General features: G+C 34.8%; 8 protein-coding genes and 1 pseudogene. 7 read left to right on the top strand and 2 right to left on the bottom strand.

The window, feature by feature from the left end:
* Window positions 1–152 precede the first annotated feature (152 nt).
* From BBF96_RS17455 to BBF96_RS16895, 6 genes and pseudogenes are all read left to right on the top strand, one after another.
* Window positions 153–545 carry a transposase gene (locus BBF96_RS17455; protein WP_127018230.1) on the top strand — a complete coding sequence of 131 codons (393 nt, stop codon included), beginning with the start codon at window positions 153–155 and terminating at the stop codon, window positions 543–545.
* Window positions 546–1,049: 504 nt separating this feature from the next.
* Window positions 1,050–1,505, top strand: coding sequence for an NUDIX domain-containing protein (locus tag BBF96_RS09065; protein ID WP_127016849.1), 456 nt, complete (start codon window positions 1,050–1,052; stop codon window positions 1,503–1,505).
* A gap of 582 nt (window positions 1,506–2,087) precedes the next feature.
* Window positions 2,088–2,276 carry a hypothetical protein gene (locus tag BBF96_RS09060; RefSeq protein ID WP_418654989.1) on the top strand — a complete coding sequence of 63 codons (189 nt, stop codon included), beginning with the start codon at window positions 2,088–2,090 and terminating at the stop codon, window positions 2,274–2,276.
* 23 nt (window positions 2,277–2,299) lie between these two features.
* Window positions 2,300–3,526, top strand: coding sequence for an MFS transporter (locus tag BBF96_RS09055; protein ID WP_127016847.1), 1,227 nt, complete (start codon window positions 2,300–2,302; stop codon window positions 3,524–3,526).
* Entirely contained in the window at window positions 3,519–3,644 is a 126-nt protein-coding gene (locus BBF96_RS17145) for a hypothetical protein (protein WP_257791981.1), read from the top strand. The genes BBF96_RS09055 and BBF96_RS17145 overlap by 8 nt, the downstream gene beginning before the upstream one ends.
* Window positions 3,645–4,177: 533 nt before the next feature.
* Window positions 4,178–5,162 (top strand): annotated as a pseudogene (locus BBF96_RS16895) (transposase); the annotation flags it as partial.
* Between the two features lie 151 nt (window positions 5,163–5,313).
* Here BBF96_RS16895 and BBF96_RS09045 read toward each other — a convergent pair.
* Window positions 5,314–6,537, bottom strand: coding sequence for an MFS transporter (locus BBF96_RS09045; protein ID WP_127016845.1), 1,224 nt, complete (start codon window positions 6,535–6,537; stop codon window positions 5,314–5,316).
* A 140-nt stretch (window positions 6,538–6,677) separates the two neighbouring features.
* Complete coding sequence (locus tag BBF96_RS17450) at window positions 6,678–6,851, bottom strand: SPASM domain-containing protein (RefSeq protein ID WP_127016844.1); 174 nt, start codon at window positions 6,849–6,851, stop codon at window positions 6,678–6,680.
* A gap of 722 nt (window positions 6,852–7,573) precedes the next feature.
* On the opposite strand from BBF96_RS17450, the gene BBF96_RS09035 reads away from it, so the two are divergent.
* Entirely contained in the window at window positions 7,574–15,931 is an 8,358-nt protein-coding gene (locus tag BBF96_RS09035) for a right-handed parallel beta-helix repeat-containing protein (RefSeq protein WP_127016843.1), read from the top strand.
* The last annotated feature ends 9 nt before the right edge of the window (window positions 15,932–15,940 follow it).

Raw genomic sequence — 15,940 nt, 5'->3', positions numbered from 1 at the left:
TATAACCTTAAATGTGAAAGAAGTTTGAAAATAGCAGGAAAAAAGAACAAATTGTTGAATAATATATGAAAAACTAATTAGAAGACAATACATAAAAAATAATAGATAATTTATATCTGAATTAGGAAAGTAGAATAATTTGAAACTATGTAATTTATAGTAACGAATTTAGAAGAAGATATTTTGCCAGAGAAAATCTGGCATCGTTACAATCAAAGAGCTCTTATTTTGAAAACAAAATTAAAGAAATAAAAAATGGTTTTGCTATTGATAAAAACAGTCAAAATGCTTTTCTCAAAAACTATGCTATAGCTTACAATCTTTTAAATTGGTTTAAGCAGGTTTTATTATCAGCTAATTTGATTAAATCCAGTATAAAAACTATTCGAAGAATATTTATTAACATCCCTGCTAATATAGTTAAACGAGGTAGAGAAAAGTTGACGGTAAATCTTCCTGATAATAAAAAGATTGAAGAGGTTATAGGAAATATCAATGACTGCTTATATATGTTTGCTTTTAAGAAATGTTACGCTGAGTTATAATGACTTAATTCCTTTTAAAATGAATTATTTTTAAAACCTGGGGATTTCTATACCCAAAATTAGGAGTGATAGGCTTTTATATTATTAACCAAATTAAAAAATCATATTTAATGTGAATTTTTGAGTTAATTATTTTTGCAGTAGGATCATTTTTTATTTTTCCATGAAATCTTTATTGAGAAAGGTATAACGTATTACTTTCCGAATTTAGATTAAATTAAAAAGATGGGCAGGATTTATTGGAATATTGATAATGGGTTTATTAAAGTAGTTTTTGGCTTGACCAGGTTTATATTGGTGCCATTACGGGAATCATTCATATCATTCTGGGTACAAAATTAATGGATGCGAGAAAATACGCATAAACGGTGTCTTATATCTTATTGGACTAATTATATTCATATTTTCTGTTGGATTTTTTTACACGGTTTTAATTAAAAATTTTATAATTTTTAAAAACCGGTTTTTGTTTTAAATTATTAACTGAAAGGTGTAAGAAATAGTATGAGTGAATTACAAAAAGTAACAATTCTTGTTACGAGGGAAAATAGTAATAGTAACCAAAAGGAGTTATTATTATTTAAACATCCAGGTGATGGTATTCGAATCCCTGCTGGTACTGTTGAAATTGAAGAAACTTCTTTAGAAGTAGCAGTACGAGAAACCATGGAAAAAACTGGCTTAGAAAAATTTAAGGTAGTAAAATGTATTGGGGTTACGGAAATTGTTTTACCGGAAGACCAGTATGTAGTTTTAAGGAGTACCAAAGTGTACTCAAGGCCTAATATAACTAGTTTTGATTGGGCTAGCTTTCGCAAAGGTATATACGTTAGTTATAAAAGACAGGAGAATGATTTTATTCAAGTAACCTATGATGAATATAATAAGATTTCTAACTCTGATTACTTTACTTATAGTATAACAGGCTGGGTTTCACGGGATATTTTAACTAAAAAATAAAGCGCTTTTTTTACCACATAAAATGTGAAGAAGGCACATCGGGTAAGTGGGAAAAAAATGCTGATAACCATATTTTTAAATTATTTTGGGCATCTTTAAAAGGCTTATCTGAAATAGTTCCTTCTAAGCGGGAATGGATTGAATATGTGCAAAAAGAATTAAAATATAGTTTTTAACTTAATTTTAACTCGGTCTGTAGAAGGTATCATTTTAGAAGGAATAACAGGATATATAATATCTGAAGAATTAGCAAAGCTATGTATTGATTTAGGAATTAGCTCTTTTGAAGTTGGGAGATTAAACCCCTGGGGTTGGGGCCAGTCTCTAAGCCAATACTAGCTTTCAGATGAAGAAATAATCCAGTTAGACCATATGATAAAAGAATTAAATGAAAAATATAAAAACCTGGGTATCCATGGGTATGCAGTATCTGGCCCGCTACGGAATGGGTGTAATATTGGAGGGGCATTTGCTATTCAGTCCAATGGCATAGTATTGCCATGTTGAATTTTTGAACAGAGAGTTATAGAGGAAGTCATTTTAGGTGATCTTTCGAGAGAAACTATTTTAGAAGTTTGGAATTTGAAAAAGTTTAAAAAGATAAGGGAAATAGTTTTTAATATAACCAGTTATTTTGAAGAATGTATGTCCTTTTCATTTTACAATGTATGTTCATATTCTCATTGTTTGGCTAGAGCATACATGATAGCCGAAGAAGAAAAGTTACCAGAAGCGATTCTTTTCTGGGAATGTCCAGGTTCATCAGCATAAATAGTCAAGGAGCGTGAGATATAATGAAAAAGAAACCAGAGGGTTTTAATTTTTTTTATACCACCAGATTGTTATCCGTTTTATTTGATAGTTTGACAGGGCCATTTTGGGTTGTATACTTTTACAATCTGGGTATTGATGCTGTAGGGATTTCTTTAATGCTAATGGCAAACCATATTGCTATAACAGTATTTGAAATACCTACAGGAGCAGTTGCTGACTTTTTGGGAAGAAAGACATCAGTCTTTTTATCATTACTCTTATCTGGTATTACTTTTACCGGCATATATTTTACTGATAATTTTATATTCATTCTTTTACTTTATAGTTTATGCGGAGTTGCAGCAACTTTTATGTCTGGAGCTTTCCATGCCTGGTTTGTTGATAGTATGCAAAAAGCAGGTGAAGAAGATTTGACTGAGTGGTGGGGTCACTTAACAAGTGGCCGACAGATAGGAAGTATCCTTGGTTATCTGATAGGTAGTGGATTAACCTGGTTATTCGGAATTAGAATACTATGGATTATAAGTGGTATTGGTTCTCTTATCCTCGCCTTCTATGTTCTTAGCAAGGGAAAAGAGATAAACATTTCAGTTGCTAATAAAAGTTCTTTTAAAAAGTATTGTAATATTGTACTTGAAGGTACTACCTATCTGTTCAAAAGAAAACTTTTATTTATTTTGATTTTTTCAAGTTTTGTGTGGTTTATAAGTACAGGTATTTTTGCTTTAACCTGGCAACCATATTTTAAAGAACAGGAAATAGATCCCAAATATTTTGGTATAATTATGACTGTCTATATGTGTATAAGTATTCCAATACTAAAAAAAGCGGGTGCTTTATCTCGTAAGGCTAAAGGGGAATTGACTATTATTCAAATTATTGGTGTATTAAGTGGTGTAATTACAGTTACCATGGTTTTTGTAAATAAATTAGCCTGGATTCCATATATTCTTTATGGTGCAGTTTATTCCTTAAAAGACCCAATTTTCCAGGGTTATATAAATAAATTAATCCCATCATCGGTAAGGTCAACTGTCCTTTCAACATATAACTTGCTTATTAGTTTAGCTACAATTGTTAGTAGCATTATTTTTGGTATAGTAGGAAAATATTTTGGCTTTAAAGCTCTGTTTATTAGCTCTGCTGTTGTATGCTTGCTTATGGTACTAATAGTGGGATATGCTAAAACAGTTGAGAAAAATCAAGTTGCTAATACTGTAGAGGAGAGAACGATAGAAAATGGATAATAAAAAAATAATTAGTGGTGATAGGATAATCATGTATTATCTACCCATTTTAGAGGAAAAAGAAGCAAGATCATTATTAGAACGTGAGGAAAGGAATCTAAAAGTGAGGAACTTCTGAAAGTAAGTTATGAGGGTTATATGAGTTCCCCTTTAATAAAAACTGGACAGATCTAAAAGGGGTTTGTTATGCTATTCCATCTGAACACTTTAAAGTGTTAACCGACAAAAATAATGATTAAACCGTAAAAAGCTAATTTTTAGCGAAATAGAAATTTTTCGTTAAACCATCTTAGTGAGATTTCAGTCGAAATAAGGCCTCATATGAGGATTGATGTGCTAATCAAGGGCCAGGAGGGCCCATTGATTAGTATGCCTTATTTCGACTGAAATCGAACTTTAGATGGTTCGAAAAATTTCATTATAAAGCGAAAAATTAGCTTTTTGCAGTAAAATCATGTAAATATATCTTATTGGTGATATATAACAAGCAGATAAAGTTAGAAATTAACTTTTTTTAGATCTTTTATAGATTTCGGAAAGAGGTAATATTTTATTGCCTTTTTTAAGACTAATAAAATAGTAATATATGTTTATTAATAATCAAATTACTTTATTGCTGTATTTTGTCTCATAGATGTCTAGAAAAATGTTCAGAGAGCACTAAATTTAAAAAAGTGTCACGGATTCAGGGATAAAGTAAACCCTCAATAGCCGACAAAGTTGCCATAGCAAAGAAATGGATAGAACTTGGATATAAGACCAGCCTGGTTTTAGGCTTTGTCGGCTTATCCTCATCTACATATTATGAGAACATAGCAAGAAAATCAAAAAAATAGGCTGACATTAGAAAACCTTCAGGAAGACCAATTCCTGGTTACTCTTTTACCAGTAAAGGTGTAAGAATCTCTGATGAGCAAATTAAGGAATGGTTATGTAAGTTGGTTGCTGGAGATGATATTGTAAACTGACGGTATGTCTTCAGGAAGACTATGATCTTCAAATTAATCATAAAAAGGTAGGCTATGCAAAGAGTTGAATATCTTAAGACCACAGAAGAAAATTAAGCAAAGGCATCTTTGTTGGTTAGCAAAAAGAGAAAAGATACATTCATCAAATCAACTATGGAAAATGGATATAAAATACGGATATATTTATGGAACTGATCAATTTTTCTTTCAACTATCACTAATAGATGTTTTCGATTGTTTAATAATAGATTATTATTTGGGATTATCTTGTAAAACAAAAGATGCTTGTAGAGTTTTAAAAAATGCATTAAGAAAAAGGTGTATAGTAAAAAGAATGGACATGCCAAAAGTAAGGACAGATAATGGTCCTCAGTTTATTTCTCATGAAATTAATAGCTTATGTAAGGAATTAGGTATAGAGCATGAAAAAATTCCTGTAAAAATCCCGAATATGAATGCACATATAGAGGCATTTCATTCAATATTGGAAGAAGAATGTTATAGTCGTAATGAGTTTAAAAGTTTTATGGAAGTATATGACATAGTAAGTAATTATATGATATTATAATGAGAGAAGAAGGCATGGAAGCATCCGAAATATGCCTTCAGTAAAATTTTATGAAGCATTTAAAAGTAACTTGGTAAAAATAGAATCTTTAATGGCATAATTTCCAATATTAAAGAGCTGGCCCGGGATAGTATTTTCTAATTGCGAGGGCCAGTCATTTGTTCTCCCATTGGTGCGCTACCAAAGGCGTTTTTTAAGACCTCCACCTCCAGGTTGAGCCTTCCGACCAGCCGCTCCAGTTCAATGATGCGCTATTTGGAGCTTGAAGTCCCGATTGAACCTTCTCCGTTTTGCCCCTCCTGATTCAAGAAAAAGAGTGCGGCCGAGGCAACCAGCATTATGGCCGCGGCTTTCATGGCGTTACCAAGACCATAACGCTCGCCGATGAACCCAAACAGTGCCATGCTGACAATGGTGGCTACGCTAACGAACATACTATAGCTGGAAAGCACCGTCGCGCGTACAGTAGATGGCAACTCCTTGTTTAAGTAGCCTTGGAATACCGGCATCTTTAGGCCTTCCGTACCACCAATGCCCACAAAAGGCAGCCAGGCCAATCTCCCCACGGTGGTGATTAAGAACGAAAGCGCTGCGGTAACAAGGGCCAGCAATCCCATCAACCTGCGCTCGCCTCCGAACAGCCGCGTGAGATTGCCTGCGTACCGCGCCGCGGCGGAACCCACCAGCACGTAGAAAATGAGCACGACGCCAAACGACCCTAAGACAATGCCAACTTCAGAGAAGTAGGGCTGCCAGGATAGCGAAACCATTCCCGTACCCACGTACCAAACCGCCGAAGCCAATGCTACTACAAACAATATTTTGTCTTTAAACAGATAAAGAGAGCCCTCTTTTAGAGTTTCCACGTACGCCCGGAGTTTAGATTTTTGCGCTTTGGTTTCTCGCTCAACTTGTACTTCGATGCCCCGCAATAGAACGAGCAGCAGTGCCACAGCGCTGAATAACGCGCTTACCAACCAAATTTCGTCCAGTAGGTCCACCAGTGCTAGCCCGGTCCCTAGCACAAAACCGATTGCGCTCGCTAACTGTTTCACGGAAGCCAGTCTTCCCCACTGTTCGGTTAATGCCTCTTTCTCGCCAATACTTATCATAGAATCGGTAAACCAAGCGCTGTAAGCGCCAGACATGAATGTCGCCCCTATCCCCCGAACGGCGTAAATGATGAGTAGATAAACATATTCGTCTCCCACCAAGTAAATACCTATTGATGATAACGTGACGACAGCTAAAGAAATGATAACAGAGAGTTTTTTGCTGTATACGTCTGCGACAATACCTGTTGGAATTTCGAACAACAACGTTGCAGCGTAATTTACGATAACCAAAATGGATATCTTCGAATACGTGAGGTGTTTGGAGAAATAAACAATCCAATATGGTGATATGATGGCACCGGCCATACCTTGAAGTGCAGAGATCGATTTAAAAAAACGGAGCACCTTGTTTAGAGTCATGAAATACCACTCCTTTTTAGTTAAAAGGGTTTATGAGTTCGCAAATTTTCAACAGTAGGTCTAAGTGTGTCAAATTCAAACCACGATTCGGCTAAACAATAGCTAATTGCACACTCTCGATATAATGGGCAATTATTGGATTAACAAGTGTTATAAACGTAACTATGATGTTCAACTACAATTTTACGTAGTTTTTTGGACTTTTTGCTATTCCATATTTGTGTAATGCTATTATTTGTAATGCTCCCAAGGATAACTTCTTTTCTGAGTTTTTGTTCAAAATTTCTGCTCGGTAAAACGGTGCCATCTGGCATAATCGCGAATCCGTGAATTATCTGGCATGCATAATTGTCCCGATTTCTAGGGATGTCCCCAGATATGGATATATGGTTGTACCATAACCTCTTGATATTACTAATTTTTTTATTTAAAACTTGCCATTTTCCCCTTTTTCATAGCATTTTAGTTAATTATATGAAAAGAAAGTATGAGTGTCAAGTATTTTTGGGCTAAATAATGTTCAATAATTTAATTAACTGGTAAATATTAATCATAATCATCTGGATAATTATAATCAATATACATTCTTTTTTCTATTTTGTTATCTTTCTTTTAAGAAATAATCTTTTCTCTATGTACTAAACGATAACTTTTTTCAGAAAGTTTAAATACTTCACTATGATGAATAATTCTATCCAAATATTGCTGTAGTAATGACTGGATCTTCTATTCTTTCTGCCCAATCACTAAATCTTTTATTTGATGTGACGAGCTAATCAAGTCACTGAAATCGAACTTTAAATGGTTTGAAAAATTTCTTTATGAAGTGAAAAATTAGCTTTTTGCAGTTTAATCATTGAATGGGTTATCTTTTTGTATAATCCTTATCACCTTAAAGGTGAGAGGACTTTTTTTGAAAATGGCAGGAAATTAGAACAACTTGTTGAATGATAAATTAAAAACCAAATAAAAGAAAATATATAAATACAAGAGATAATTTATAATCAAAAGTAATAATGAAAGGAAGTGTAGTATAATGAGGATTAAGGTATCATTTCTTATTATTATTTTAATTGTCATGGGAATATTCTATATTCCCATTTTTGCTGAGGAAACAACGGTAGGAGATGAATCTATTGTAGAAAAATCCAGTGAATTCAAAATATCTGAAAATGAAGGTACTATAGATAGTAGTGAGAAATCCGCTGAAAACAATGGAGAAGAGGAGGAAGCAGAACAAGAACCAATTCCACTATATGAGCTCTGGCAAAATATGATTGCTAATCAAAAGAAGCTGGAATTTCCAGAAGGAGAAGAGTTGATTGAAAAAAGAACAGAATTTACCAAAACTTTTAAGCAGCCCGGTAAAGAAGTTCTCTTTTTATCAAGTAGTCCACTTCATTATAAAGATGAAAATGGTGAATGGCAAGATATTGATACTACCTTGAAAAAAGAGAGTAATTTTCTCGGCTTAAATTTTACTGGCTATGAACACAGTGTGAAAAAGAATTCTTTACAGGTCTTTTTTGGAAATACTTTAAAGAAAGGAATTAAACTTGAAAGAAAAGGCTATACTTTGAAAATAAAGCTCCTTGATACCCGGGGTACTGAAAATGAAGTCAACGGCAATATTAAAAGATACATAGATGTCTGGGAAAATGTTGATGTGCAGTATGAAGTATATGCTGGAGTCTTGAAGGAATATATAATTTTAAAAGATAAAAATGCCCGGAATAGTTTTGAATTTCAGATTAAAACTAATAAAGATATGGAAATAAGCCAGATAGAAGAAGGCCTTATCTTTAGTGATTCTGAAACCGGTGAAGAAATTTTTAGATTAGATAATCCCTTTGTGTTTGATAGAAATTCTCTTAAGCCTGATTTTGATAATATTAGTTTGAGTTATGAACAAAAGAAAAAGACAATAAATTTAAAGGTTACGATATCCCGCGATTGGCTTGAAAGTAATGAACGTGAATTTCCTGTTGTAATTGATCCAACATTTTTGACTGTGACTGTTCATGTAGGCAGTAAAAGTGAAAAATTTACTATAACAAAAAGTCAGATAATATCGTGGAGTGCAATGTTGGATGATGAGGGTTTGGATATTGATTATAAATTTGCGATTTTTTATATAATGGATTCAGCTGGTACAAAATTAGTGTACCTCAAAACATGGGATGGTCCTATTTACAAAAGTGGTGATTTGTATTTAATACCTGATACTTATACAGTTTTTGTGCAGTCTGGGGATGGGTGCTTCTATGATGATTATTATTACACCACTACTGCGACTCTTACTTTTTATGACGAAGCAACTTTAATTCCTAAAACACCAAATGATGGCATCTATCGAGAGGTTCAAAAATTCAGTTGGTCTTATGATGACCCGCAAGGTTTTAATCAGGAGAGAATTAAACTTGTTATAAAAGATTCGAGCGGTAATGTAGTTCGTACTTATTATAAAGAATCATACTCAGAAAGATCAGTAGAATATAATCCTGAACTACCAACAGGTTTGTATAAATGGAGTGTAATAGGATATAATGGCAAAATATGGTCAGATTATGTTTCCTGGAATAGTTTTGAAATTGATAGAACTCCTCCAGCCCCATCTGGTGGAATACTTAATTTAAACCAGAATCTAAATACAGTGGATGGTGACTTATGTAAAACTATCGAATCGGCTTATAAAAATGAAACTAAACTGAAAGCAACAATAAGTTGGAATCAGTTTATAGATATGGGCGCTAGTGGTCTTAAAGAAATACATGTAGAATATAAAAAGAATGGTGAAAGTGAATGGAATTTATTAACTAAAACTTTGCAGAATAATTGTACCCTGGAGGTTGACTGGAACAGTATTTATCAATATAGGGTTAGGGGTGTTGATGAAGTTGATAATACTTCTGCTTGGTATTATTCTGCTACCTTTGCAACTCCAGCATTACCTACAGAGATTACCGATGTTAGTTTTAATAAAAATCTGGCAACAGTAGAATTTAAAGTTCATGACCAGGCGAATGCTTATAAGATTCGATGGAAGAATACTTCTGACAATAATGATAATGGTGAAACAGGTTGGATTGAAATACCAGACAATTTTACGGGTGATAAATATAGATATACAATTTTAACAGAAAATTATAAATTTAGTTATGGACAAGTATACGAATTTTCTATAGCCACTAGAAATGCGGTAAATGATAAAAATATATTTTATTTTGGTGCATTGACTGTAGAGGTACCAAATACTCCACCAGTTCCACCAGACTTGGTTTCACCACGTAATGGTACATATCTAAAAAATTCTTACGTTTCATTTGTAGGAACTAAAACTACTGACCCTGATGGTCAACAGATTGAATATAAAATAAGAATTCAAAAGCGGGTACAGGGTTTGGGTTGGTTTGGGTTTACATGGATGGATTATAAAACACTATATGGGTATACTGGTTCTGTAACACTTGAAGATGGTCATTATCGATGGAGGTTGGAAGCTTCTGATCAAATTGATACCAGTTATTCTGATTGGTGGGAATTTTATGTTGATACAACTGGTCCAATTCAACCTTCTTTTGATTTACTTTCAACAGATAATGAATCAATAACCGCTACCCGTGATACAGGTATAAAGATACATTTAACCAGGTATACTGGAAATTATTACAATTATCCTTATCCTGAAGATTATGCCAGAAACAATGATGTTTATTATTTTAAAGTAACTTCAAATCTGGATGAACCGGTTATAATATATAAATCACAATTAGTAGATAATACTATTGAATATACTCTTACACCTGTCAATGGGGAGCATTTAATTACTGTAACGTCTTATGACATAGCTGGTAACTATAGTTCGACTACTCATTCCATTATTTTTGATAATCAAGCACCAAAGACTATAGAATTTACAAATCCATTGGATAAATATTTCTCAAATTCAGGAACAGAGGTGACTTTTACCTGGCCTGCGGCTATTGATCAGCCATCAGGTACTAATAGTCAGATTGCAAAATATATAGTTATGTATGAAAGACCAGAAAGTGGTATATCCAATACTATTGAAACGGTTAGACGTTCAGTTACAGTTAATTTGAATTATAATGAAGAAGTAAAATTTAAAGTAAGAGCTGTTGACGGAGCCGGTAACAAAGGAAATTGGTCTGAAGTAGTCTGGTATTCATTACCTGAACCGACTTCAATTAGTGGACATACTATAAGCATAAATGAAGTTAGTCCAGGCGTTTATCAACAGGAGATTAAACTTAACATAAAACCTGCTAAATGCAGCTATTATCAAATATACCGGGAGAATTTAACAAATCCTGATGAAGGTGTTCTTATCAGTAACAAAATTTATGTAAATAATAGTAACACCGATACCTGGACTTTTATACAGAAAGTTGACCCACATCAGCAGTATAAATACTATGTTAAAACATATAACCCAAAGGATAAGTTTGTTAAGGGCTATGAGACGATAATAACCATTCCAAATAATCCTCCTGCTAAACCTGATGTAACAATTTCAGGTTTGACAAATGGTTATTTAACCGACAAGGATAAAGAAATAACCATCAAGGCTTCCAGTTATGACTATGATAATGATGATTTAACTTACCATTATACAGTAATTGAAGATGGAGCAACTATTATTAGTAAAGATAGCACAAATACAAGCTATTATGTATCCGATCTTAAAGAAGGTAGTAATTACCGTATACAGGTTGATGTAACTGATGGGATTAGTACTGTTAGTTCTAATACAATAAGCTTTACTGTAGATACCATGGGCCCTGAAATTATAATGACAGCTCCACCTCTGGAATATGTTGCTTCCCAGGAGGTAGTGGTTGAAGCCAGGGATGCGGTAAGTGGAGTAGCTACTTTGACATATCAGTGGGGTGAAACAGGGATAGCTTATCCAATTTCGTCTGGTAGTAAGATTTCAGCGCCGCATGGTTCAAATAAATTAATCGTTACTGCGGTTGACAAGGCTGGTAATAAAAGTATTGCTGAAGAGATTTATCTGGTAGATAAGACTGCTCCAGAGATAGATTATGTCAATATTCAGGCCCAGAAGATAGATGGAAATTACTATGTCACTAATAACAATGAAGTTTATATCAACTTCCAGTTTTCGGATGATTTGACCACTATTACAAGCTATAAATATGGACTGTTGGAAGAAGGCCAGAGTCTAAATTCTATTTCACTTGATCAATTACCTGAAAGATCGGTTGCCGGTTTAACAGTATATACCGGAGAACAGAGAATAACCGGTGATCTGGTAGATGGAAAGACCTATTATCCAGTTATAGCTGTCTATAACCAGGTTGGACGGACAACCGGATTAGTTAAGATAGAACCTGGATTTACAGTAGATGGCAGTGGCCCTGAAATTTCTAACCTTACTGTCACTGGTCTTAAAACAACCAGAACAGGTACCTATTTAACTGATCTTGCGACTATTGGTTTTGCACCTACAATTGTAGATACTGAGACAGGTGTTGAGCGTATTAACTATGGTATCACTGATATACCCGGTACTGAACCAACTCAATGGTACGATTCTTTCTCTAACCTTAAGAGTAATGTTGAACTAAAAGAGGGTAAGACTTACTATTTTGTTGTGGAAGCTGAAAATAGGGTTGGTCTTTCAACCAGAGCCTATTCTGAAGGATTTATTGTTGATACAGTAGGGCCCGAGTTTACATCAATTATTGGTGGAAAAGAGATTCCGAATGGTTCTGATACCTATGTTCAGCGGCGAAATGATTATCTGGAAGTAACCTGGACTATTGAGGATATTTCCACAATTTCCAATTATTATTACAGAGTTGGAACAGTACCTGGAAGCGGTAATATCAGTCAGAATTTTGCTGATGCTGATCAATCAGGATGGGTAGCGATAAATTCTACCGATTATGAAGTAAACCTGCTCATTAGCGAACCAGGTTTTACCTTTGAAGATGGAACCTATTATATCACAATTAAAGCCGTTGACGAGGCAGGAAATGAGACTTTAGCAACCACTAATCCAATTCAAATAAATAGTAAATTACCTCCAGTACCTACTGTCAATACTGATGGGATTTATGTCAGTGAAAAGGATAAGATTCATTTTACTGTGAATATGATTAATCCTGAGCAGGATATAATCGGTTATAGATACCGGATTATTGATAGACTGGGCAATCAGGTAGTTGATTGGAAGTATATTTCCACATCCGAATCTTTTGTAGATATTATTGAAACAGGTGACGGTAACATAAATCTGATTGATGGTAAAGAATATTTTATTCAGGTTCAGGTTCAATATCAGGATAATACCTATACTGATTCCGGTTGGGCCAGTGTAATTATTGACTCAACACCACCGACAAATCTTATAATAGAATACCCGGATTATGCCAGCAGTGAGCAATTGGCAGTATCATGGCGAGCAGAAGAGGACTTTTCCAGGATTACTTATCAGGCCAAAGTAGGTACTTCAGCTGGAGCAAATGATATTCTGGATTGGATTCAACTCGGAAGAAAGAATCAGTATATTTTTGAGGATCTGCAAATTCTGGATGGTGAGATCGTTTATATAACTATTATGGCAGAGAATAGTTCTGGTTTATCTACTACTAATGTCAGTGGCCCAATAATTATCGATAATACACCGCCGCCGGTTCCGCTGGTTATTGATAAAGGTATGTATACTAATGATAACACTAAATTGACCATTTCCTGGACCTGGACTCAGGAAGATCCGGAATCGGGAACAAAAGAATACCAGGTAGCATTACTGAAATCAAGGGAGATAAATGACAATATTGAGTGGATACCCGTTACTTCAGATGATAAGAATTATACTTTTAATCAGACATTGGATCATGGTTCTGTTTATTTTGTAGCAGTAAAGGCTATCAATAATGCAGGTTTATCCAGCATTGGCATAAGTGATGGAATTTTAGTTGATATAACAAAACCCACACCGCCAACAATTAACGACTTTGGAGATTATACTGATAGTTTGACAACTCTAAAGGCAGAATTTGTAGGGGCAAAAGACCCAGAGTCTGGACTTGCTGCATTTTACTATTCACTGGGTACCTTTGAAAATCCAAATCTTCTGGTAAACAATGAAGAAGTTTCCGGTACAACAATTGTAGGTCGGGATGACTTAAATCTTGAATTGGGCCAGGTATATTTCTTTGAGGCCATTGCAAAAAATGGAGCTGGGGAAGTATCTGCTTTAACTATAAGTGATGGAATAATGGTGATTGATGGAACCCAACCACAGATCAGTCAGGTATTAGACGGTGGAGATTATAGTATTGATAGTGAAAAACTATCCTTTATCTGGGATGTAAATGATCCAACCATCCCTATAGACCATTATGAATATGTTCTTCTAACTGATTTGGATGAAGTTGTAGATGATTCGAAATGGATGAGTACAAAAGCTAAGAGGGTTGATTTAACTTCTACAGAGGTTTTGGGAAAAAGAAATGGTTTTGCCGATGGTTCTACTTACTATCTAGCAGTAAGAGTAATTAACAAATTGAATCGGCCAACCGGGACAGTAGTTTCAGATGGAATCACCGTCGATTCTTCACCACCTGAAGAACCCATTCTGGATCTGGATGAATATGTAAATAACAATTTCAAATTAAAATGGAATGCCAGCGATCCGCATTCGGGAATTAAAGGATATATGTATGCTGTTGGAACAACCAGAGGAGGAACAGATGTAACTGGAGGCTGGCGTGAGATAGATTTGACTCAGCTTAATGAATCCGAAAGTAGTGAGTGTATAGATCGTTTTGTTCAGCTTAATCTGAATCATCTGGATACTTATTATCTTACAGTTAAAGCAGTAAATGGGGTAGGATTATGGTCTAAACCGGTAATGAGTCATGCTCTTATTGCAGATCTTGAACCACCAACAAAACCGGTAGTAAATGTACCAGGAAAGTATACAACCAGTCGGGAAGAAATCCTGAATATTTCTTTTAGTTCCAGTGATAGTGAGAGTGGAATTGTAGCCTACCGTTATCAGGTAGTAGATAACACCGATTTAATCGGCAATTTATCTACCCCAATTCATATGCTTAACGGCAGCATTAATGAATATACCAATAATGACTTAGATATAACTAACCTGAATTTGACTGAAGGCGGAATCTATTATGTAGCCATTCAAACTATGGATGCAATGGGCCAGTGGTCAGAGATCGGCTATAGTGAACCTATAATAGTTGATACAGTAGCACCTGATTTATCCTTTGCATCTGGTGAGAAAGAACTGGTTACCAATGATGGGACAATGGTGGTTGAGTGGACAACCAATGAAAACGGAACCGTCTATTATCGGCTGGTTCGTCTCAATGATGATGGTACTCCTGCCCATAATCCTGATTTTAAATCCATGCAGGTAACTGCTGGTTCATATAGTTTTGACTTTACTGCAACAGAATTTGGTAAATACCGCTATGAGATTTATCAGTTTGATGAGGCAGGAAATAGGACAGAGATTATTACCAAACAGGTACGTTACAATTTCCCACCGGTTGTAGAACTGTATGCTAGTAGTCTGACAGCTTTTAAAGGACATACTTTGACCTTTAGTACTGATGCTTTTGACCCCGATGGTGAAGTTGTCAAATATTACTGGACTGTGGGTACAGAGAGTTTTAAACAGACCAACGGTATTGATAAGAATCCTGGAGTATTGGATTTTACATTTACTGAGATTGGAGACTATGTAATTGAAATAACTGTGGAAGATAATGATGGAGCACAAATGAGTACTTCACTAACTGTAACTATCACTAATACCTTAGAAGGACCTCTGGTATTGGATGAAGTCTGGTCTGGTAAGATGGAAATGTTGGGAACAGTTGAGGTTCCTTATGGAATAACACTAAAAATAGAACCTGGAACTGTAATCTCTTTCCCCGCTAATGCTTCGCTTGAAGTTTATGGTAGTATTGAACTCCAGGGTAGTACTGATAATCCAATTGTATTTACCGGTATAGAATGGAAGGGAGTAGAAATTTATCCATCTGCTACGATTTTGAAAATTACTGATGTAATCTTTGGTCAAGCAGAGAGGGGCCTTACTTTGGTAGGACAGAATACTCAAATTACTAACTCTGTTTTTAAAGAAAATGTTGTCGGTTTGCATCTATATCAATCACAGGCAACTGTTACAGGCTGTGAATTTAGCAATAACATTTACTTTGGCATTAAAGAAGATGAGAGCAGTGGCGCTGTAGTCAGGTATAGTAAATTTATTGGTAATGGTTTAAGTCCTTACTATGATGAAGAAATGACCTGGATAGATGTAGACCAACTTAATAGTTTACCTGAAAATGAAGGTAATATTCAGGAGTGAGAGGAGGAT

Origin of the sequence: Anoxybacter fermentans, from assembly GCF_003991135.1 — a bacterium.
GTDB lineage: Bacteria > Bacillota > Halanaerobiia > DY22613 > DY22613 > Anoxybacter > Anoxybacter fermentans.
This window is presented reverse-complemented; position numbering and strand designations above follow the sequence as displayed.